The 19,915-nt window shown below is 60.9% G+C and carries 21 protein-coding genes and 1 tRNA gene; 8 read left to right on the top strand and 14 right to left on the bottom strand.

What is annotated here, in order from left to right:
- Position 1 precedes the first annotated feature (1 nt).
- From J7I86_RS14310 to J7I86_RS14320, 3 genes are all read left to right on the top strand, one after another.
- Entirely contained in the window at positions 2 to 175 is a 174-nt protein-coding gene (locus tag J7I86_RS14310; RefSeq protein ID WP_309476734.1) for a DLW-39 family protein, read from the top strand.
- A gap of 15 nt (positions 176 to 190) precedes the next feature.
- Positions 191 to 266 (top strand) — tRNA-Ala (locus tag J7I86_RS14315).
- Positions 267 to 409: 143 nt separating this feature from the next.
- A complete protein-coding gene (locus J7I86_RS14320) occupies positions 410 to 1,318 on the top strand; it encodes a DMT family transporter (protein ID WP_214820852.1) in 909 nt (302 codons plus the stop codon).
- Between the two features lie 18 nt (positions 1,319 to 1,336).
- Here the strand turns inward: J7I86_RS14320 and J7I86_RS14325 are convergent, their stop codons facing one another.
- Both J7I86_RS14325 and J7I86_RS14330 read right to left on the bottom strand, forming a co-directional pair.
- The gene (locus tag J7I86_RS14325; protein WP_214820854.1) at positions 1,337 to 2,212 is read right to left on the bottom strand and encodes a glycosyltransferase family 2 protein; all 876 of its coding nucleotides are present in this window, start codon (positions 2,210 to 2,212) and stop codon (positions 1,337 to 1,339) included.
- Between the two features lie 144 nt (positions 2,213 to 2,356).
- Entirely contained in the window at positions 2,357 to 3,334 is a 978-nt protein-coding gene (locus J7I86_RS14330) for a hypothetical protein (protein ID WP_214820856.1), read from the bottom strand.
- Positions 3,335 to 3,488: 154 nt separating this feature from the next.
- Here J7I86_RS14330 and J7I86_RS14335 point away from each other — a divergent pair, with 154 nt between their 5' ends.
- Positions 3,489 to 4,031 carry a peptidylprolyl isomerase gene (locus tag J7I86_RS14335; RefSeq protein ID WP_024818858.1) on the top strand — a complete coding sequence of 181 codons (543 nt, stop codon included), beginning with the start codon at positions 3,489 to 3,491 and terminating at the stop codon, positions 4,029 to 4,031.
- Between the two features lie 21 nt (positions 4,032 to 4,052).
- Positions 4,053 to 4,907 carry a rhomboid family intramembrane serine protease gene (locus J7I86_RS14340; RefSeq protein ID WP_214820858.1) on the top strand — a complete coding sequence of 285 codons (855 nt, stop codon included), beginning with the start codon at positions 4,053 to 4,055 and terminating at the stop codon, positions 4,905 to 4,907.
- Here J7I86_RS14340 and J7I86_RS14345 read toward each other — a convergent pair.
- From J7I86_RS14345 to J7I86_RS14375, 7 genes are all read right to left on the bottom strand, one after another.
- The gene (locus tag J7I86_RS14345) at positions 4,904 to 5,530 is read right to left on the bottom strand and encodes a GyrI-like domain-containing protein (protein ID WP_214821072.1); all 627 of its coding nucleotides are present in this window, start codon (positions 5,528 to 5,530) and stop codon (positions 4,904 to 4,906) included. The genes J7I86_RS14340 and J7I86_RS14345 overlap by 4 nt on opposite strands.
- Positions 5,531 to 6,259: 729 nt before the next feature.
- Entirely contained in the window at positions 6,260 to 6,859 is a 600-nt protein-coding gene (locus tag J7I86_RS14350) for a DNA-3-methyladenine glycosylase I (protein WP_214820859.1), read from the bottom strand.
- A gap of 104 nt (positions 6,860 to 6,963) precedes the next feature.
- Positions 6,964 to 7,680, bottom strand: a complete 717-nt coding sequence (locus tag J7I86_RS14355; RefSeq protein WP_214820860.1) for an alpha-ketoglutarate-dependent dioxygenase AlkB — start codon at positions 7,678 to 7,680, stop codon at positions 6,964 to 6,966.
- Positions 7,677 to 8,306, bottom strand: coding sequence for a methylated-DNA--[protein]-cysteine S-methyltransferase (locus tag J7I86_RS14360; RefSeq protein ID WP_214820861.1), 630 nt, complete (start codon positions 8,304 to 8,306; stop codon positions 7,677 to 7,679). Before J7I86_RS14360 ends, J7I86_RS14355 begins: the two co-directional genes overlap by 4 nt.
- Entirely contained in the window at positions 8,306 to 8,833 is a 528-nt protein-coding gene (locus tag J7I86_RS14365) for an RNA polymerase sigma factor (protein ID WP_214820862.1), read from the bottom strand. Before J7I86_RS14365 ends, J7I86_RS14360 begins: the two co-directional genes overlap by 1 nt.
- Positions 8,833 to 9,342: a methylated-DNA--[protein]-cysteine S-methyltransferase gene (locus tag J7I86_RS14370; protein ID WP_214820863.1), complete on the bottom strand. Its 510-nt coding sequence runs from the start codon at positions 9,340 to 9,342 to the stop codon at positions 8,833 to 8,835. Before J7I86_RS14370 ends, J7I86_RS14365 begins: the two co-directional genes overlap by 1 nt.
- A gap of 45 nt (positions 9,343 to 9,387) precedes the next feature.
- Positions 9,388 to 9,642, bottom strand: a complete 255-nt coding sequence (locus J7I86_RS14375; RefSeq protein WP_214820865.1) for a cell division protein CrgA — start codon at positions 9,640 to 9,642, stop codon at positions 9,388 to 9,390.
- Positions 9,643 to 9,799: 157 nt separating this feature from the next.
- On the opposite strand from J7I86_RS14375, the gene J7I86_RS14380 reads away from it, so the two are divergent.
- Genes J7I86_RS14380 through J7I86_RS14390 form a run of 3 tightly spaced genes read left to right on the top strand, consistent with a single transcriptional unit; the run spans position 9,800 to position 11,439 of the window.
- Complete coding sequence (locus J7I86_RS14380) at positions 9,800 to 10,627, top strand: class E sortase (protein WP_214820867.1); 828 nt, start codon at positions 9,800 to 9,802, stop codon at positions 10,625 to 10,627.
- A gap of 3 nt (positions 10,628 to 10,630) precedes the next feature.
- A complete protein-coding gene (locus J7I86_RS14385; protein ID WP_214820869.1) occupies positions 10,631 to 10,801 on the top strand; it encodes a hypothetical protein in 171 nt (56 codons plus the stop codon).
- Positions 10,798 to 11,439: an aminodeoxychorismate/anthranilate synthase component II gene (locus J7I86_RS14390; protein ID WP_214820871.1), complete on the top strand. Its 642-nt coding sequence runs from the start codon at positions 10,798 to 10,800 to the stop codon at positions 11,437 to 11,439. The genes J7I86_RS14385 and J7I86_RS14390 overlap by 4 nt, the downstream gene beginning before the upstream one ends.
- A 106-nt stretch (positions 11,440 to 11,545) precedes the next feature.
- Here J7I86_RS14390 and pknB read toward each other — a convergent pair whose 3' ends face one another.
- From pknB to J7I86_RS14415, 5 genes are read right to left on the bottom strand one after another with little or no spacing between them, the layout of a single operon-like run.
- The gene (pknB, locus tag J7I86_RS14395; RefSeq protein WP_214820873.1) at positions 11,546 to 13,459 is read right to left on the bottom strand and encodes a Stk1 family PASTA domain-containing Ser/Thr kinase; all 1,914 of its coding nucleotides are present in this window, start codon (positions 13,457 to 13,459) and stop codon (positions 11,546 to 11,548) included.
- A gap of 10 nt (positions 13,460 to 13,469) precedes the next feature.
- Complete coding sequence (locus J7I86_RS14400; RefSeq protein ID WP_214820875.1) at positions 13,470 to 15,314, bottom strand: protein kinase domain-containing protein; 1,845 nt, start codon at positions 15,312 to 15,314, stop codon at positions 13,470 to 13,472.
- Positions 15,311 to 16,768 carry a penicillin-binding transpeptidase domain-containing protein gene (locus tag J7I86_RS14405; protein ID WP_214820877.1) on the bottom strand — a complete coding sequence of 486 codons (1,458 nt, stop codon included), beginning with the start codon at positions 16,766 to 16,768 and terminating at the stop codon, positions 15,311 to 15,313. The genes J7I86_RS14400 and J7I86_RS14405 overlap by 4 nt, the downstream gene beginning before the upstream one ends.
- Positions 16,765 to 18,195 carry an FtsW/RodA/SpoVE family cell cycle protein gene (locus J7I86_RS14410; protein ID WP_396019884.1) on the bottom strand — a complete coding sequence of 477 codons (1,431 nt, stop codon included), beginning with the start codon at positions 18,193 to 18,195 and terminating at the stop codon, positions 16,765 to 16,767. The genes J7I86_RS14405 and J7I86_RS14410 overlap by 4 nt, the downstream gene beginning before the upstream one ends.
- Positions 18,192 to 19,913: a PP2C family serine/threonine-protein phosphatase gene (locus tag J7I86_RS14415; protein ID WP_214820881.1), complete on the bottom strand. Its 1,722-nt coding sequence runs from the start codon at positions 19,911 to 19,913 to the stop codon at positions 18,192 to 18,194. The genes J7I86_RS14410 and J7I86_RS14415 overlap by 4 nt, the downstream gene beginning before the upstream one ends.
- Between the last annotated feature and the right edge of the window lie 2 nt (positions 19,914 to 19,915).

Genomic DNA, 19,915 nt, shown 5'->3' on the forward strand with positions numbered 1-19,915 from the left:
TGTGAAGAAGTTGCTGATAGTTGTAGCAGCTGCAGTCGCAGGCGTTCTGGTCTACAAAAGGCCCAGGAATCCGAAGCCCGGAAGGATGTCTGGAGCAAGTCAACCGACACGGTGGACTAGCCGAGGAGCCCGGTACGGATTGGTAATTACCAGTCCTGACATGGGGTATGATTGATGGGTTGCTTCTTATGGGGGCATGGCGCAATTGGTAGCGCACCTGCTTTGCAAGCAGGGGGTTCGGGGTTCGAGTCCCCGTGCCTCCACCATAAGAAAAGTCCCGGTCAGAAATGACCGGGACTTTTGCATTTAACTGTCCTTTAGAAACCCGCGGCAAGTCGATTATCCCGAATTCTCAGCGGGCTTCTGTTGCTTGGCAGGCGTGGAACCTTCACCACACTAGGGTGGATCCGTGACCCTTCTCATTGCTGCGCTCGGTGTCCTGGGTGTAGCTTCCTCCGGACCGCTCATCGCCGGCACGCTAGGTGCCACGTCGGTGACCGCTTTGGCCATCGCGTTCTGGCGCAATGCGATCGGTGCGGTGGTCATGGCGGGACCCGTCATCATTCGTGAACCTAAAGCGTTCGGGAGGATCTCACGACGTGAGTTTGGCTGGTCTGCTGTGGCCGCAGTGGCGCTGGCCTTCCACTTCGCTTGCTTCATCACCGCACTTCAGCTGACGTCAGTGGCTGCGGCTACTGCGTTGGTATGCCTGCAGTCAGGCTGGATCGCGGTGTTTCAGTTGTTCAGGGGTACCCGGCATAGGTGGCCGGTTCTTGTGGGGCTGGGAATCGCTTTCGGCGGCGTCGTGGCTATCACCGGCTTCGACATGGGTTCATCCCCGGAAGCGCTCCTGGGCGACCTCCTGGCACTCGCCGGCGGCGCCTTGGCCGGCCTCTACACGTTGGCCGGAGGCAAGGCGAGGCAATCCATGGGAACGGGGACCTACACCACGCTCTGCTACGGCATGTGTGCCGCGATTGTGGCCGTCCTGGCTTTGTTCAGCGCTCAGCCGCTCTCAGGGTTCGACGCCGGTGGTTGGCTCGGCATTATTGCCATCACCGTTTGCGCGCAGCTGGTGGGGCACACGGCGTTCAACCACTTGCTGGCCACGATGAGCCCGTTGCTGGTGTCCATGATCATCCTGCTGGAAATTCCAGGTGCTGCGATTCTGGCAGCGGTTTTCCTGAGTGAAACCTTGCCCGCCGGGACGTATGCGGGGTTGGCGCTGATCCTTGTGGGACTGGCCGTAGTTGTGGGCGGCCAGCGGCACCGACGGCCCGAAGCAGACCGACGCGAAGCCGAACTGGGCACAGACTAGGGTGCCGCCGTCGGGCGCTTAGACACCGCCGCGGCGGGCGCCTTGCGCAGAGTTGGCCGTGTGGATGGCGCGGAGCAACTTTGCGGGGAAGTAGACCGAGAAGAACACCACCATAGGTGCCTTCAAAGCCATCTTCTTGACGTTGTGGGCCTTGTACGTGCGATCGAAACGCTGGACGTAATACCGATAGTCCCTGGGCGAGTCCTCAAGCCGCCGCGCAGACATCCCCGACACCATCTGGGGAAGGTACTGCACTTTGAGGTCGTGCTCGAACAGGTGCAGTGAAAGATCGATGTCCTCGTGCATCTCGTCTTTCGGGTCCAGGCACGCTTCATCACGGATGGTTTCCCATGCCGAGCGGCGAAGAGCCATATTTGAGCCGAAGAGGAAATGGTACTGGTGCTTGGCCAGGCGGAGCATGAGCTGGCGCATTTTGTCGTCCGCCTTGAGCCCGAACCGGCGCATGGGCATGTCGTAGTAGACCACCGGGCCTGTGGCCGCCGCTACGGAGAGATCCATGAAGGCTTTTTGGACCTGTTCCACCCAATCCGGTTCAAGGACTGAATCGGCGTCGATGCGGCCCACCACATCCCCTGTGGCGTTGTTCAGCCCGTGGTTGCGTGTGGGGATCAGACCCTGCGCCGTCTCCTGCTGCATGAGGATGATGGGGCTTTCAGGGTATTCCTGCTGCATCTGGCGCACGATCCTGGCAGTGCGGTCCGTGGACAGATTGTCCACAACGATGATCTCTTCGGCGGGAACTGACTGGTAGATGGCGGCGATGAGGCACTGACGAATGACGCTTTCCTCGTTGTACGCCGGGATGACGATGGATACGCCGGGAGGTTCCGGAGCATCCTGGAGGGAACCCGCAAGGGGTCTATCGGCTGACATCACCTCAAATCTAACACTCGGGGCCTTGTGGCCGATGGAGGCTTTGGTTACAAGCCGGCAAACACCGAAGGGATCCCGGCAATGGCCGGGATCCCTTCAGATTTCCAACTTTTCAAGCCCGTGTTGTGGGCTTGGAGTCAGGGGTTAGTTCTGTGCACCCTTGGCATCGGATTCCTTGCCATCGGTGTCCTTGTGCAGGCTCGCCGCAATGTTCTTGACGGCAGTCTTGGCGTCCGTGGCAACCTTTTCCGTGGAGTCCTCAACGTTCTTGAAGGCATCCTTGGTAGCCTGCTCGGCCTCAGCTGCGGCTTCCTCCGGCGTGATGTCCGTAGCTTTGGGCTCAGCAAATGCTGCTGCCGGAGCGGACACGGAGGCCTCGGTCGGAGCAGTAGTGGAAGCAGCTGCCGGAACAGGAGCGGGTGTCGGTGTCACCGGAGAAGGCGTCTTCCACGGATCCTCGACCGGCTTGGAGGCCTTCCAGGCAGCAACACCTGCAGCGGCGGCGGCAGCAATCACCGTGACGATCAACCATCCGCGCTTCTTAGGCTTGGGCTGTTCCTTGACCAGCGCAGTGGAAACCGCCTTGCTCGCCTGATCCGTCGCAGCTTTGATCTGCTTGCCGGTGGCCTGGGCCTGCTCCTGGACGCTGTGGACAACGCCGGAATCAACCAACCTCTGCGCCACGGCATCCACCTGCGCGGGGGCATTTTCGAGGACGTGGTGAACGGCTACCGAGGCCTGTCCCAACTGCTCGGAGAGCTTGGGGAGGTACTCGTCCACCACTTTGTCCCGTGCAATGCCGAGCGCCGGAGTGGCTCTGTTGAGCGTCTCCTGGATCCTGGGTGTTGCGTCCTCTACTACGTCATGGATTTTCGGCGCGAGGTGCGCCAATCCATCCTGAATCCGCGGCGTAACAACTGCAACGCCGTCGGCGAGGTTGTGCGCAGCGGACTTCAGCCCCTCTTGGATCTTGGGGGAAGCGGTATCAATGCCGTGCTGGATACGCGGAACAGCCCAATTGACGGCTGCTTCCACACGCGGTGCAGCCCAGTCGCGTGCGTTATCCACACCGGCCGTTACTGATTGTTCGAGTTCGCGGGCAATACGGTCTGATTTCTTCACAACTACCTCCCGATACACATGCTCGTTTGTTGCTAGCCTACGTCGCTTGTGGAACACCGGCTATTCCTCTGTCCGAGTTCGTCCATGATTTCACCGAGCGCGGAACCGGCTTTACAGCCGGACGCGCGTTGACCCTGCATGGAAGAATGGGGCCATGACCATCGCAACCGCAAAAGCAACCATCCACACGAGCCTCGGCGACATCAAGGTTGACCTCTTCGGCAACCACGCTCCCAAGACGGTCGCCAACTTCGTTGGCCTGGCCACGGGCGAAAAGTCCTGGAACCACCCGGAAACCGGCGAAGACAAGACCGGCACACCGCTTTACGACGGCACCATCTTCCACCGGATCATCAAGGACTTCATGATCCAGGCCGGCGATCCCCTGGGACGCGGCGTGGGCGGCCCGGGCTACCAGTTCGACGACGAAATCCACCCTGAACTGACCTTCAACGCTCCCTACAAGCTTGCTATGGCCAACGCCGGCATCCAGATGGGCAAGGGCACCAACGGGTCACAGTTCTTCATCACCACCGTGAACACCGATTGGCTGTTCGGCAAGCACAGCATCTTCGGCGAAGTGACGGATGAGGAATCCCGCAAGGTAGTGGATGCAATCGAGTCCGTCCGCACCGGCATGGGTGACCGCCCGGTTGAGGACGTTGTCATCAACAGCATCGACATCGAACAGCTCTAGTCACACGCTGAACCAGAGCTCATGAGTTACGGAATTCCGTCGGCAGAGCCGTCCGCTGATATTCCGGTGTGCCCCAGGCACCCGGACAGGCCCTCCTATGTGCGGTGCCAGCGCTGTGGGCGCCCTGCGTGCCCCGAGTGCCAGCGGGCGGCCGCCGTCGGATTCCAATGTATTGACTGCGTCAACGAACAAAAACGTACGACGCCGACATACCGTTCGCCGTACGGCGGAGCCTTGGCAGTGGGCCGGCCCTTGGTGACGTTCGTGATTATTGGTCTGTGCGCACTGGTTTACGTTCTCCAGTGGGTCGTGCCAGGGGACGCGGTCTTCCAAAACTTCGCGTTCGCTAACGTTTTCGCGGAGAACGAACCGTGGCGGATGCTAACGTCCGCCTTCCTGCATTCCACAGGCTTCTTGCTCCATATCGTCCTGAACATGTACACCCTCTGGATCTTCGGACAAGCCCTTGAGCCTTTGCTCGGGCGAATCCGGTTTCTCGCTGTCTACCTGATTTCCGCAGTCGGTGGCTCAGTGGGCTTCCTGCTACTCACCCCGGATCGGCCCTTGGTGGGCGTGGTGGGTGCTTCCGGCGCGATCTTCGGTCTCTTTGGCGCCATGCTTGTTGTGCAGCGTCATCGGGGTGGAGAGACCAAGCAACTTTGGGTTTTGATCGCCATCAACGGTGCCATCGGATTCTTTGTCCCCAGCATTGCCTGGCAGGCGCACCTCGGTGGCCTGATCACCGGCGGCTTGGCTGCCGCCGCAATTGCATATGCTCCGCGGGGCAAGAACCAGGCGTTGCTACAAGCCGGTGGGTTGGCGCTGGTAGCCGGCCTGTTGGCCGTAGTCACCTGGTTCCGTGTCTCTGCAGGCTAACCTGCGTCACCGACATTCCTGACCGGCTGACGAAGGATTGTCTTGAGCTTCTCCGGTGCGGTGCGCCGCGGATCACTGAGGTAAATCTCGTGGTGCCTCCCTGTCATTTCCATTGACTGCTCCGGAATGAACTTGTTGTGCATCTCCTCAAGTACCGGTCCCTCTTCGTCATAAGGACCCACGTGTAGTGTCTGCACGCTTAAACCCTCATGAAGGGGCTCCAGGCGAAGTGCCACCAGTACCGGGCCGTCCCCCTTCTTGGCGACTGTCTCCCGCACCATTTCCAGATGCTCCTGGGTGACCCATTCGGGGACCATGTTGAGGACCGTCCAGTCCCAGCGTGACTTGTTCCTGGAACTGGTGAATGACTCCATGTCATCCGACCACCACAGCGCCTCCAGCGGCATCACTGTGTAGTCGTGGCCCAGCTCGCGCTTACTGAGGAACTTCAAGGCGTAGGCAACCGGGTACAGCGTTGTCAGCGCGTCTTTGTAGGACTGGGCTGTGTTGGGGTCCCCGTGACCGTCGATCATCAGGTACTGCATGACAGGAACCGTCACCACTACGAATTGGCCGTGCTTGGCGCTGTAGCTGGGGATCAGCTTCTTGAAGTCGATCTTCATGGCACCACCGTACTCCCGACGCTTATCCACAGCTGTTATCCACACTGTGTGTAACTTACATGGGTGTAGTTACTTCCCTTAACCGTCCTACGGCTCGTCAAAACGGAAGATATCCCCCGAAAGGTATGGGTTTCTCCACACCTGTGGATAACTTTGTCCCCTACGGGTGCGGAAATGTGGACAAAGAGGCGACTTCAGCAGCGGCTGTGGACAATCCTGTTAATGACGCTGTGGAGAGTCAAGTATCAACAGCGTTATCAACAGTGTTAATAACTTACATCTCTGTAGTTCATGGGTCAGAAGAGCTCCAAATACCCTGCAAACCGGGGATCCCACCGTCGAAACCCACAACCTTTTCCCCAGCTGTGGATAACTTGTGGGTAGGGGGTTGTTGTTAAGTGGGTAACTTCCCGGTGCTAACCGTGACGAGCGGCGAGGAGCCAAGGGGTTGGCGGCCTGCTCGAAAACGTCCGAAAGAGGGCTTTGGCAAATCCGGCAATGCTGAAACTCTGAACTTCGGATGAAGCTTGTAGGGCTAATCCACAGCCCAGTGCACAGTGGGTATAAGTGGTTTCGCTCGAGCTGCTCACCGAAATCAGCGGACTGGCACCGGTTTCGACCCCGAGTACATGGATGTCCACAGACTTTATCCACCCCTGTGGATAAAGTTACACACTTCTGTGGACAAGATCTGTGGACTAACCGACCCCTTGGCAGGCAATCAGGCAGTTAGGCCCAAACCCCTGAGGTTCCGCGGCGGTGGCTGTCCATCAGATGGGTGTCAATAATGCCTACAGCTTCCATGAGGGCATACATGGTGGTGGGTCCCACGAAAGCGAACCCCTTCTTCCTCAGCGCTTTGGATAACGCGACGGATTCCGGGGAGCATGTAGGTATGTCCGCCATGGTGGTGGGCATTGGAGTGGTGCGGGGCTGGAACGACCAGACGAAGTCCACCAGACCGCCCTCTTCGCGCAAGGCAATGGTGGCCTTGGCGTTAGTGATGGCGGCTTTGATCTTTAGTCGGTTGCGCACAATTCCGGCGTCGAGCATGAGCCGCTCTTCGTCGGCGTCGGTGAACGCCGCGACACTCTCCGGGTGGAAATCCAGGAATGCTCGCCTGAAGGCATCCCGTTTCCGGAGAATGGTGGCCCAGGACAAACCAGCTTGGAACGCTTCGAGGCTGATGCGCTCATACATGCCCTGCTCATCGCGGACCGGCATTCCCCACTCGTGATCGTAGTAAGCCTGCATCAGGGGATCTGAGGATGCCCACAACGGACGCGCCAGGCCGTCCTCACCAACGGTGATACCAGTATCCGGGGTCACGCATGCTCCTCTGGTGCCCGGCCGTTCAAGAACCAGACAGGTAATTCAGCTTCCTGGAATATTCTGCCCGGTGCCTCGGACATTCTTAGGGATGGACGCCGGCATCACGATAATCCCGTGACTCGCATGGTGATGTTGATCCGGCCCCCTGAGAGTCCGCAACCGTCCGGTGACGTTCCCGGCAAGACTCTGGGGATGCCGTGATAAGCGAACCTGGACGGTCCTCCAAAGACGAAGAGGTCTCCGGAGCGAAGTTCAACGTCTGTGTATGGCTTGGTCCGGGTCTGCGTATTGCCAAACCGGAAGAGGCACGTCTCTCCGATGCTCAGCGAGACTACAGGTGCGTTGGAGCGCTCGTCCTTGTCTTGGTGCATTCCCATGGCGGCGCCGTCGTCGTAAAAGTTCACCAGCGCGGCGTCGGGCGTGTAATCGGTGGCCAACGCGCTCAGGGCTTTGTCGTTTTCAACGCCGGAGGCGTAGGCCGCTTCCACTGCCTTCCGACCCAAGCGCACCATCCAGTCCGGAAAATCAAGCACGGGACGGCCGTTAACGTCAGTGGCTTCCCGTGTATAGCGGTAAGGCTGCCAGTGCCAACCAAGGCACACGGTCCGCACCGACATTTGGTGTCCGCCCGGAAGAGTTGCTGCACGCAGGGGAACCGGCCCGTGGGTCCATTCGCCAAAGCGCGCCACAATCCATCGTTGCTGCTCAAGGGTGAGCCAGCCAGGCATGTGTACGGCACCGGGCGCAATCAGGCGGGGACCGGCGTCGTGAGTTTCCGGCTGTACAAGCTCCAGCGGAAACAGCGCGTCCTCGCTCATGCGGCCGCCTCAAGGCGGAGCAGTGCGCGTTTGGCCTCGCTTCCGCCGAGGTAACCGCCAAAATTGCCGTCCGACTTTACTACCCGGTGGCACGGCACAATGAGGGGCAAAGGGTTGGTGGCACAAGCTGTTCCCACCGCGCGGACCGCATTTGGACTGCCGGCTGCCTGGGCCACCTGGGCGTAGCTGGCTGTGCTGCCGTAAGGGATCCGAGGCAGGTGGCGCAGGACGTTGAGACGGAAACCGCGGGACAACCGGAAGTCCAGCGTGAGACCGAACTCGGTCCTGGTGCCCTTGAAGTACTCGTCGAGTTCCCGAGCGGCGTCATCCAGACGTGCCGGAGCCTGAAGAATCCGGGGACTCACCGTGTTTGCCAGCAACTGCAGAACGGCGTCGTGGTCTTCCAGCTCGAAAGCGACGCGGACTATCCCACGATCCGTAGCAGCCAAGAGAAGTTTTCCCAGAGGGGAATCCACAATTCTGTACGCGATGTCCAAGGTATGGGTGAGCTGAGCGTCGCGTGCAAGGCGGGCATGGAGGCTGGCGATGGCCGGTTCGAGCCCGGCGTCCAAGGGGTGTAGGAGCGAAATAACCTCGGCGTGATCGGGGCTGAGTTCAAGGGTCATCAGATATCACCTTTCGAGGATGTGTGAGCCAGCGACTGGTGGATGGTGAGAGCAGAGCGGAGAGATTTCACGCCGTCGGCACCGGCGCGACGGGCAGCCTCGGCGGTGCCCCCCAACAGGGCAGCAACATCTTTATAGGGAAGGCCTCCAAGGTAGTGGTAGGCCACGGCCTGGCGCTGCTTCGGGGGGAGGCCCGCTAGGGCGTCGAGCAGTTCCTCATGACCATCACCAGGAATGCCAAGACTGGAAGATTGTTCCGGTGGATGGTCAACCGGCAGGGCGCGGCGGGTTCCGGCCCGCACATGGTCTATGCATTTCCGGTGCGCGATGGTGACCAGCCAGGCTTCAACGTTCGCTTCCGAAGGGAGGGCCGGGTACGCCTGCAGGGCTGCCAGGAAGGTATCTGACCACGCATCATCGGCGTCGTGCACGCCGAGAATTGCACGGCACACCCGAAGCACTGTGGGGCCCTGTTCGCGGACCACGGCTTCGAACGGCTTTTTGTTGACCATCTGCCCGGGCTTCATCAGAAGAGCTTGCCTCCCCGCACTTCTGCCGGCTCTTCCAGTTCCAAAAGGAAGCGCTTGTTTCGAAGCCCACCTGCGTACCCGGTGAGTTGGCCGTGGCGCCCTACGACGCGATGGCAGGGAATGAGGATGCTGATGGGATTGCGTCCGACGGCCGAGCCGACCGCCTGGGCCAGGTGGGGATCCCCCAACTCCGCGGCCAACTCTCCATAGCTGACGGTTTCCCCGAAAGGAATATGTTGCAGCCTGTTCCAGACCTTCTCTTGGAAGGGGTTCCCCAGCGCTTCGAAGGGGACATCGAACGCCGTCCGATGACCATCCAAGTACTCGGTGAGTTCGGTCCGGGTCTGTGTGAACACGGGATCGTCAATCCCGGTGGGTTCTCCGAAGTAATCGGCCGGGGGCATATGCCAGTGGCCCTCGTAGAAGATGCCCGTCAAAAATTCCCCGCGGGCAGTCAACGTTAACGGTCCCAGCGGGGAATCCAAGGTGGTGTGCCGACTGCTCATATCTTGTAGACGTTCACGGGCACCGAAATGTGAGGTGGTGAATTCCTAGGAGCGCCAGCGCGTGGTCATGAGGAAGCCCACGATTGCAATCCCGAAGCCTGCCACGATGTTCCACGAGGCCCACTCGCGGATGGGGAACTGACCCTCAGTGATGTAGAAAGTGATGATCCAGATCAGGCCGACGATCATCAGGCCGAACATCACAGCCTTGTACCAAACCGGGTTGGGCTTGTACTGCTGTGCTGCGGAAGTCTGCTGGGCCTGACGGGCAGGCCGCTTGCGGGGCTTGGACTCGGGCACGGATCCTCCTGGCTGTTCGGTTAATACCCGATTGCGCCAGCCTTGATATCCTGCAGGAAGGAAATTTCCAGCGGTTAACGGCCACACGGCGTTCCGGGTTGGTTCTAGCTGTCAAGTCTAGCCGCAACCGGGGGTCCGCCTGTGCCGCCCGCGCCCTATGCAAGGAGACCCTGTGGCGCATCAGCAGCAGACGGCGGCATCAGCCATGCCGTCCGCCCGCCAAGGGAAGGAACTGCGCCCGCGTCAGCGAATTCGCGCCTCAGACGTCATCCGCAAAATCAGCCAGATCCTGGGCGAACTGCTCATCACGGCAGGCATCGTCCTGCTCCTATTTGTGGGCTGGGAGCTGTGGTGGACCAACGTAGAAGCGGATGCCAAGCAGACCGAAGCGGTCAAGAGCTTCGCCCAGGAATTCACCGGGCCCGTAACTCCCGTCGCACCTGCCGCCCCCGTGGACTACGGACCTCCGGTGGTTACTCCGGCACCCGCCTACGCGGGAATGATCGGGATCATGTACATTCCCCGTTTCGGCCAGGACTACACACGCCCCATTATCGAAGGCACCGGCTCGGACGTTCTGGACACGTTGGGACTGGGACATTACGGAACCACCAGCATGCCTGGCGCCCCGGGTAACTTCGCGGTAGCCGGCCACCGTCAAACCCACGGCGCTGTACTGGACAACATCCACACCCTGGTTCCCGGGGACAAGATCTACATCCAGACAGCAGACGGCTATTACACCTACGTGTTCCGCAACAACCAGATCGTCCTCCCGGACCGCGCTGACGTCTTGATGCCCGTTCCCACCAAAGCGGGAGTCCAGCCCACGGAAAGTATCCTCACCATGACGAGTTGCAACCCGCGGTTTGGTGCACAGGAACGAATCATCGCTTACTCAATGCTGGATAGTTGGCAACCTGCCTCAGCCGGGCCGCCGTCGGAAATCGCCGCGCAAGTAGCCCGGGCACACGGAAAGGGGTAACGAATGTACGCGTGGATCTTCCGTAACCTGCCGGGACCCCTGTGGATACGGATCCTGACATCCCTGGTACTGGTAGGCGTCGCCTTGGTGCTGATGGTCCAGTTCCTCTTCCCGTGGTTTTCTCAATTCACCACTCTGACCGACTCAACGATTGGTTTAGTGCAGCAACCATGAGCACAACAAAAATTCTTGTAGTGGATAACTACGACAGCTTCGTTTACACACTGGTGGGGTACCTCCAGGAACTTGGGGCCGAGACAACAGTTGTCCGCAACGACGACGTGACGCTTGCCGAGGCAACAGAACTCGCAGCAAGCCGCGACGGCGTCCTGGTCTCCCCCGGTCCGGGTACGCCCGCCGAAGCAGGCGTCTGCATAGAACTCATCAAGTGGTGTGGCGAGGCCGCCAAGCCCATGTTTGGGGTCTGCCTGGGACATCAGGCACTAGCGGAGGCTTATGGCGGAGTAGTCACTCACGCACCGGAACTCATGCACGGCAAAACCTCACCCGTCCAGCACGAAGGCAAGAGCGTCTTTGCCGGTCTCCCGTCACCAGTCACGGCAACGCGCTACCACTCCCTCGCAGCCGTCCGGGACTCCATCCCGGACGTTCTGGAAATCACCGCCGAGACCACCAACGGAGTGGTGATGGGTCTGCAGCACAAGACCGCACCCCTCTGCGGCGTACAATTCCACCCGGAATCGGTACTCACCGAGGGCGGATATCAGATGCTGGGCAACTGGCTGGAGTCTCTCGGCATGACCGGCGCGGCCGAACGAGCCTCGAAGCTGAGCCCACTGATCAAACAGTAAGCAGACCCAAAGACCGTCTGTCGCGGGCCGGTGACCGGAAGCGTGCGTCTAAGCGAGGAACGAGCGAGCACGCGGAGGTCGGCGGACGCGGCTGACGTCCGCGCCCCTACTTCTTGGTTGGCGTGGGCTTCGGTGTCGGCGTCGGCTTCTCGGTCTCCGTGGGAGTCGGGGTAGGAGTGGGTGTGGGCGGTGGAGCCGGGGCCTTGGCTACCGTGACAGTTACCACCTTGCCCTGAGCCACCTCAGTATTGAAGGCATCGCTCTGAGCCGTGACTGTACCCGGCACAACTTGCGAGTTTTCCTGCTCCACAATCGAGATCGTCAGGCCGTTGGCCGTCAGCGCGGCCTCCGCTTCAGCTACTGGCAACGCGATCAGCTGGGGCATGAGGACCTTGCCGGTGGAAACCTGCAGCTCCACTTTGGATTCCACAGCGATCGCGCCGCCCGGTGCGGGAGCCGTGCCGATCACCACGCCCGCGGGGACAGTGGGGCTGTGGGTCAAAGCGGTCACGACTTCACCGGTGATGCCAAGCCTCCGCAAAGCTTCCCGTGCGTCCGGTTCAGTGCGCCCCACGATGTCCGCCGGGATGGTCACTGAGCTGGGGCCGCTGGAGATTTTCAGGATGACTTCAGCATCTTGTTCCAACATGGCGCCAGCAATCGGCGACGTCCCGATTGTCATGTCCTTGGCCACGGTGTCGCTGGGCTCACGAACTGACTTGGGCTTCAGTTTGGCTGAATACAGTTCCTGGAGTGCTTGGCTTTCGGACATGTTGGTTACTGCCGGCACTGCGATTTTCGCAGGGAGCGGCGGTTGCATGTTCATGAGGCTGTAGAGCCAAAATCCGCCGCCGGCCAATATCAGGATCGTGAAGATCACCAACGTGGCGACCCAGGCACGACGCCGGGACTTCTGGCCCGCGGGCAGTTCACGTTCCGGTGGGAGGCCCAAGGGAAGAGGTTCTTCCTGGGGCTGTTCAACAGGTTCGTCTTTGAACTGCTCGGCATCGAGGAAGCCCACGGCCGTAGTGCTCAAAAGCTCTGTTGCCGGGTCTTCCGGTTCCACGAGGTCGTTGGGGTCGGTGGGAGCCTCGCTGGCTGCCACTGCGGGTACTGGGATGCCGTTGCTGGCTGCACGCAGGGCACGGCGGAAGGCTGCCGCATCCTGAAATCGGTCCGTGCGGCTCTTCTGCAGCGCCTTTACCAAGACGGAATCAAGTGCCTCGGAGACTTCCGGGTTGTGGGCGCTGGGCAGGTCCGGCGTTTCACGGACGTGCTGGTAGGCCACCGATACGGGGCTGTCACCGATGAACGGGGGCCGGCTGGTCAGCAGCTCGAACAGCAGGCAACCGGCTGAGTAGAGGTCGCTGCGGGCATCCACCGTTTCACCCCGGGCTTGCTCCGGCGAAAGATATTGGGCAGTTCCCACCACGGCCTGTGTCTGGGTCATAGTGGCGGCAGAATCGGCCATGGCACGCGCGATGCCGAAGTCCATGACCTTTACGTCACCGGTATCGGCACACACCATCACATTGGCCGGCTTGATATCGCGGTGGACGATGCCCGCACGGTGGCTGTATTCGAGCGCACCGAGGACTCCCAGAGTGAAGCCGACAGAGTCCTTCACACCAAGCTCGTTGGCCTTGATCATGTCCCGCAGGGTACGTCCGGCCACATACTCCATGACGATGTAAGGAACACGTACGTCCTCGCCGGGCCCTCCCGGCACCGAGTATTCACCGGTGTCGAAGATGGCCACAATGGAAGGGTGGTTCAACGCAGCGACAGCCTGGGCCTCACGTTTAAAGCGGGCCTGGAATTGGGGATCGCGTGCGAGGTCAGCGCGCAGAACCTTCACGGCGATGGTCCGCCCCAGCATGGTGTCGGTTCCCCTGTAAACGTCCGCCATGCCGCCACGACCGATCAACTCGCCAAGTTCATAGCGGGAATTGAGGATGCGCTGAGAGGACACTGGTGTGCTCTCCTCTCGGTGCGCAGGACCTGGACGTGGCGTTGACATGGCGGCTTACTTAACTTCTCGGGCTGCCGGAGCCGCTGGGCGTGGAAGTGGGCGTCTCAGGCTCGGTGGGCACCAGAGCCTTGGACAGGTAGTACGTGACCGTTGAGCCCGCTGCAACCTGGGTACCGGCCGCAGGTGAGGAACGGACGAACGTTCCGGGCTCCTGACCGATCGCCCCGTTGACGGGTTCTCCTGCCACCCACTGCAGTCCGGCTCCCTCAATGGCCTGCCGAACCCGGGCTTCGTCTACTCCAGGTCCGATGGTGGGTACGGCCACCAATTCAGGACCCTTGGAGTAGGTCACGGTGATGGTTTGTCCCGGCTCCACAGGACCGGTGGGGTTGAGACTAATCACGATTCCTACGGGAGCTGTGTCATCGAAGACTTCCTGACCATTCACTCCAAGACCCAAAGCGCGAAGCTGCCCGCTGACCGTCTCGAAAGGTTGGCCCTGGTACTGCTCCGGGATGACGTTGATCTTTTGTGGCACCGACTGCGTGGGCTGTGGCGCTTCAGAGGTCTCCGTAGGCCTGGGCGTAGGTGTAGCCGAGGTGGAGGTGGGACTGGCGCTCCGGCTGGTGCTCGTGGTGGTGGACTCGCTAGGCGCGGGGCTTGGCGAGAAGAATCCGGACTGGGAGATCAGGAAACCAACCAAGGCAAACAGGACCAGAAGAATCAGGGCAACAAGGGGCCAGGTCCACGGGCTGCGCTTCTTGCGCTCCGGCTCGGCATCGTCAAAGTTATCTTCTTCGGTGTATACCACTCCTTCGTCGTCACCGAGCTGCCGTTCCGCCTCCAGGGCATTCGCGCGGGTCAGGGGGTTGTCAGAAGACGCGGCTGCGGCTCCAAGAGCAGCTCCTGCGGCGCCGGCGCCCAGCACCGGAAGTGCGGAGGTCGCCGTCGTCGACTGCTCCTTGCCGTAAGGCGAGGTGACGACGCCGGTGGGCGCCGTTGCGGTGTCCACCGGTGCCGTGATGGGTCCGGTAGTGGATTCGAACAACAGCATGCCGGGTACAGCGGCGTGCGCCGTGGCGATGTCGCCGTTGCGGATGGCCTCCGCGGCTTCGGCCAGCTTGATGGCGTTGGCCGGGCGGTTCTTGGGATCCTTGGCAAGCATGGACATCAGCAGAGCGCGCACGGGGGTGGGCAGCGTCTCCGGAAGGGGCGGTGGCGCATCATTGACCTGGGCGAGGGCAATGGCAATCTGCGATTCGCCGGAGAACGGACGGTGCCCGGTAAGGCACTCGTAGCCGATGACGCCCAGGGAATAGATGTCCGAGGATCCCGTTGCCGTCTGGCCGGTTGCCTGTTCCGGGGCCAAGTACTGGGCGGTGCCCATGACCTGGCCGGTCTGCGTGAGCGGAACCTGATCCGCCAACCGGGCGATGCCGAAGTCGGTGACCTTGACGCGGTTGTCCGGCGTAATCAGCAGGTTTCCCGGCTTGATGTCGCGGTGGACCAGACCCTGCGCGTGGGCAACTGCCAGGGCGCGTGCCGTCTGGGAGATGATGGAGAGAGTCATGTCCGGAGACAGCACCTGCTCGCGCTCAAGGATGCCGCTCAGCGGGTGTCCGGGCACGAGCTCCATGACCAGGTAGGCCGAACCGGCTTCCTCGCCGTAATCGAACACGTTGGCGATGCCCACGTGGTTGAGGAGGGCGGTGTGACGCGCCTCGGCACGGAAGCGCTGGAGGAAACCGGGGTCACCCGTGTATTCCTCCTTGAGCACCTTGATGGCAACGATCCGGCCAAGGATTTGGTCCTTGGCCTTCCAGACCTCGCCCATGCCGCCAATCGCAATGCGACTGGTCAGCTGGAACCTGCCGCCGAGTGTGATTCCCGAAGTAGGCCTCACTTATTCAACACCGCCTCAAAAATCTTCTTTGCGTTCGGACTGGTTAGCTGGGCCCCGGTTAGCACGTCGACACTCTCCATGACAATGGTGACGGCTACTTGCGGGTCGTTTGACGGGGCGAACCCGGTAAACCATGAATTGTTCAAACCTGAATCGCCGAGCTCGGCGGTGCCGGTCTTGCCGGCCACCTTGACGCCGGGAACGGCTGCACCCTTGGCAATGCCGTTGTCCACGGCACTGGTCATCCACTCAGTGATCTGACTCGCGATGGGCTGCGTGGTGCTGGTGCGTAGCGCCTCGGGCTTGGGTTCGTTGATGACGCGCAGATCAGGCGCGCGGATGGCCTCAACCAGGTTCGGCTTCATCTGCACTCCGCCGTTGGCGATGGCCGCCGTCATCATGTTGATCTGGAGCGGTGTGGCTTTGACGTCGCGCTGACCCACCGATGACTGGGCCAACTGAGCCTGGTCCAGGTCCTCAGGGAAGACACTGACGGCCTGCTGAAGCTTGAGCTGATCGCCGAAGTCCTGTCCGAAGCCGAACTTCTCCGCCTGGTCCCGGATTGCGTCTTGACCGAGATCAAGGGCAATGCTCGCGAACGGGGTATTGCAGGACTGCTCCAAAGCGAAGACGAACGACGCCGTTTCGCGGACGTTGCAATTACCGCCTGCGTAGTTGGGCAGGCTGGCACTGCTGCCTGGCAACGGAAGGCTGCTGGGATTCGGCAGCTCGCTGTCCTTATTGTATTTGCCGGAATTCAGCGCAGCCGCAGTATCAATGAGCTTGAAAACCGATCCGGGCGAGAGCAGGTTACCCGTGGGGCCGCTGACGTTCTGGTTCAAGTTGATGCCGGGAATCTGGTTCAGCTGTGCGTAATTGGCATCCGCCGTGGTCCGGTCATGGGTGGCAATCAAGTTGGGATCGTACGTCGGCTTGGAAGCCATAGCCAGAATGGCACCGGTCTTGGGGTTGGTGACCACAATGGAACCGCGCTGACCTTCAGGAATGAGATCCATAGCCAGCTGCTGGAGGGCAGGATCCAAGGTCAACTCCACGGATGCCCCCTTGGGCTCCTTGCCAAGGAACATCTGACTCATACGATCCAGGAACAGCTGATCGGAGTTGCCCGCCAGGGTTTCCCCCATGGACTGTTCCAGACCGGTGGAACCAAAGAACTTGGAGAAGTATCCGGTGATGCCGGCATACAGCTCCGGCTGGTTGTACTGGCGCTGGAAGGCGCAGGACTCAGTCCCGGGAACCGATTCAGCCACCGGCTTCCCGCCCACAATGATGGAGCCGCGTTCGTTGCAGAAGGATGCCAAAACTGCGCGCTGGTTCCATGGGTTGGCATTGAGGTCATCAGCACCAATGACTTGAACATAGCTGATGGCGCCGAAGATCAACGCGAACATGGCGACGGCCGCCATCCAGCTACTGCGAATAGCCTGGTTCATTGTTGCTTCACCGCCTCTGTTGGTGCGCTGGGTGTCTGTCCTGTGATGGGTTTACGTGTGCCCGGAGTGCTGCTGCTTGCCGGGGGTTTGTTGACCATGGGAGTGGTGTCTACCGGACCGCGGGCCGTATTGGAGATCATGAGCAGCAGGCCAACGATTATCCAGTTGGCCAGAAGGGAAGAACCACCGGCTGCGAGGAACGGAGTGGTGAGACCGGTCAGGGGAATGAGCCGGGTAACTCCACCGATCACTACGAAGCACTGGAGGGCAATGGCAAAGGACAGGCCACATGCAAGGAGCTTGCCGAAAGCATCCCGGGTGCCCAAGGCTGCGCGGAATCCGCGGGTGAAGAGCAGCAGGTAAAGCATGACCACGGCGAAGAGGCCAATCAGGCCCAGCTCCTCACCGATGAGGGCCACAATCATGTCGCTGTTGGCGAAGGGCACCAGGTCCGGCCGGCCTTGGCCAAGGCCAGTACCTACCAGGCCGCCGTCGGCCATGCCGAACAAGCCCTCCACGATCTGCCCGCTACCTCCGGGAGACCTGCCGAAGACCTCCGGCGTAAAGGCATTGATCCAGCTATCGATGCGGAAAGCGACGTGGGAGAAGATCTGGGAGGCGATGAAGCCGCCGCCCAGAATCAGCAGCAGGCCGATGACCACCCACGAGATCCGGCTGGTGGCCACATAAATCATCACGATGAACAGCCCGAAGAACAGGATGGAGGATCCGAGGTCCCTCTGGAACACGAGCACACCAATGCTCACCAGCCAGGCGGTGATCATGGGGCCGAGGTCCTTGAACCGCGGAAACTGCATGGGGCCGATCTTCCGGCCCGCCAACAGAATGAGATCCCGGTTGGAGGACAGGTACCCCGCGAAGAATATGGCAAGAGTGATCTTGGCGATTTCACCGGGTTGGAATGTCATGGGTCCCACACGGATCCAAACCCGCGCACCAAGGATCTCGCCTGCGGAGATGCCGGGAATCAATGGAAGGAGTAGCAGGAAAGCACTGACCGCCAACGAGATGTACGTGAAGCGGCGCAGGATCCGGTGATCCTTGAGGAACCAGATCACGGCAATGGAAACTGCCATGGCAATGAGAGTCCAACGGAGCTGGTTGTTGCCCGTATCGTCCCCGGGCCCGTCCATCCGATGAATCAACGCAAGGCCGAGCCCATTGAGCGCAACAACGATCGGAAGTATTACCGGGTCTGCATACTTTGCGCGAAGCCTTAGAACAACGTGGAATGCGAAGGCTGCAACCGCGAGGAGGCTGGACTGGAACCAGAAGTCGCTATCCAGGCCGACTTCCGAGTTGAGACTCACCAACGCGCTGGCCCCGATGCCCACGGCAAGGGCAAGGACAATGAGCACCAGTTCGACGTTCCGGCGGGGTTTGGGGGCTATCTCAGTCTGCATTATTTGGCCGCCTCACAGGGAGTCGGGACGGGCGAAGGAGTAGGGCTCGCAACAGCAGCCGTACTTGGAATAGGCACAGTGGCAGTAGGCGCCGGCGTAGTGGATGCCGCTCCTGATGGCGTAGCTGTGGTGCTGGCCGTTGGCGCGGGGCTCGGGCAGTTCGCCGAGGCGCTTCCAGTGTTCCGCAGGTTCTCCACGATGCTCTGTGCACCGTCGAGATCGCCCGCCGGTACTGTCTGGCGTACGCTCTGTTGGCCGTATTCCGGCAATGAATCCACCCTGATATCGGTGACGGCTTCCAGGCGGGAAAGCTGAATGGGGCCGAGCCTCTGCGAGATCCCATTGAAAATAGCAACACGCTGATCGTATTCGCCCACGTAGTAGCGTGTCTGGGTCCAGGCATAGCCAAGCCAGAGGCCCACCACAACGCCCAAAACAACAACGGCTGCGACGGCAGGCATCAACCAGCGCACCCGGCGACGAGGCGGCTCTTCGACCTCAACACGGTCTTGCTCAGCCTTATGTGTGAGGACAGTAGCTGCCCTTCGTGCCACAGTCCGGCCGGCGACGGTAGGAATGGAGCCTGTCTCGGCAGCAGTTGCTGCAGCGCCAACAAGTTCATGAGGCCGGCTGGCCAATTCTTCGCGCAGCACTTCCGCCGACAAATGCTCACCGAGGTGGGGGTCGGTGGTGGCGGGAGGTTCTGTGGACTCGCCCGAGGACGCATCGTCGGCGTCGTCTTGTTCGCGGTCAGGATCCCCGGCGCTGAACGACGACCCAGCATCGGCCTGCCGCGCGGGTTTGGCCTGGGGCTCAGTTTTGCTGTCCTCTGCCACCTTGTCTGCAGACAGGTCATCGGGGGACTTGGTGGCCGTGACTGCCTCGGGCTCGTCAACCGCGGCAAGCGCCGCTGCCGGAACGACGTCGACGGCGGCGGTGTTGACGTCGTCGTCGGTCTGCTCCGCAATCTCCAACATCACCACGGTGACGTTATCCGGGGCGCCGGCTTGAAGCGTCAAGTCCACAAGGATCTCAGCGCATTCGCGCAGGTCCTTGGTTTCGCGGACCATGCGCTCCACGACGTGGCCGGCTACGTAATTGAGGCCGTCGGAGCAGAGTAGCCAGCGTTCACCCGGTTCAACATCCAAGACGTCCAGATCCAGCTCAGGGCTGGCGTCGACGTCGCCGAGGACTCGCATCAAGACGTTCTTGTGAGGATGCGTTTCTGCTTCCTCCGGGCGGAGCCTGCCTTCGTCAATGAGCCGCTGCACGAACGTGTGGTCAATGCTGACTTGCTCGAATTCCTTGTTGCGCAACCGGTAAGCGCGGGAGTCGCCAATGTGGGCGAAGTGGAGCTTGCGGCCCTCCAAAAGCAGGGCCGTAACGGTGGTGCCCATGCCCGAAAGTTTGGGATTCTGGTGCACAAGCTCGGAAAGAAGGGAATTGGCGGTCTGGATCTCATCCGCCAGGACCGTGTCTGCACCCTCCGGATAGTCGTCATGATCAAGGTGGATCATGTCCAGAACCGTTGACGCGGAGGCGACATCGCCGCCGGCGTGACCGCCCATGCCGTCGGCCACCACAGCAAGATGACGGCCCACATATGCGGAGTCGTCATTCTTGGAGCGGATCCGTCCGACGTCGGAACGCGCCGCGTAGCGCATGATGAGCGGGCGCTCCGCAGGCTTTTCCTGACCTTTGGGGGCTTCGGGGGAGGCCATGG

The sequence above is a fragment of the Arthrobacter sp. ISL-95 genome, assembly GCF_018613695.1.
Taxonomy (GTDB): domain Bacteria; phylum Actinomycetota; class Actinomycetes; order Actinomycetales; family Micrococcaceae; genus Arthrobacter.

Excerpts from the sequence above, each read along its gene's own strand:
- J7I86_RS14325 (WP_214820854.1), bottom strand. The coding sequence starts at position 2,212 with ATGTCAGCCGATAGACCCCTTGCGGGTTCCCTCCAGGATGCTCCGGAA.
- J7I86_RS14335 (WP_024818858.1), top strand. The coding sequence starts at position 3,489 with ATGACCATCGCAACCGCAAAAGCAACCATCCACACGAGCCTCGGCGAC.
- J7I86_RS14340 (WP_214820858.1), top strand. The coding sequence starts at position 4,053 with ATGAGTTACGGAATTCCGTCGGCAGAGCCGTCCGCTGATATTCCGGTG.
- J7I86_RS14345 (WP_214821072.1), bottom strand. The coding sequence starts at position 5,530 with ATGAAGATCGACTTCAAGAAGCTGATCCCCAGCTACAGCGCCAAGCAC.
- J7I86_RS14355 (WP_214820860.1), bottom strand. The coding sequence starts at position 7,680 with ATGAGCGAGGACGCGCTGTTTCCGCTGGAGCTTGTACAGCCGGAAACT.
- J7I86_RS14360 (WP_214820861.1), bottom strand. The coding sequence starts at position 8,306 with ATGACCCTTGAACTCAGCCCCGATCACGCCGAGGTTATTTCGCTCCTA.
- J7I86_RS14365 (WP_214820862.1), bottom strand. The coding sequence starts at position 8,833 with ATGAAGCCCGGGCAGATGGTCAACAAAAAGCCGTTCGAAGCCGTGGTC.
- J7I86_RS14370 (WP_214820863.1), bottom strand. The coding sequence starts at position 9,342 with ATGAGCAGTCGGCACACCACCTTGGATTCCCCGCTGGGACCGTTAACG.
- J7I86_RS14380 (WP_214820867.1), top strand. The coding sequence starts at position 9,800 with ATGCAAGGAGACCCTGTGGCGCATCAGCAGCAGACGGCGGCATCAGCC.
- J7I86_RS14385 (WP_214820869.1), top strand. The coding sequence starts at position 10,631 with ATGTACGCGTGGATCTTCCGTAACCTGCCGGGACCCCTGTGGATACGG.
- J7I86_RS14390 (WP_214820871.1), top strand. The coding sequence starts at position 10,798 with ATGAGCACAACAAAAATTCTTGTAGTGGATAACTACGACAGCTTCGTT.
- pknB (WP_214820873.1), bottom strand. The coding sequence starts at position 13,459 with ATGTCAACGCCACGTCCAGGTCCTGCGCACCGAGAGGAGAGCACACCA.
- J7I86_RS14405 (WP_214820877.1), bottom strand. The coding sequence starts at position 16,768 with ATGAACCAGGCTATTCGCAGTAGCTGGATGGCGGCCGTCGCCATGTTC.
- J7I86_RS14415 (WP_214820881.1), bottom strand. The coding sequence starts at position 19,913 with ATGGCCTCCCCCGAAGCCCCCAAAGGTCAGGAAAAGCCTGCGGAGCGC.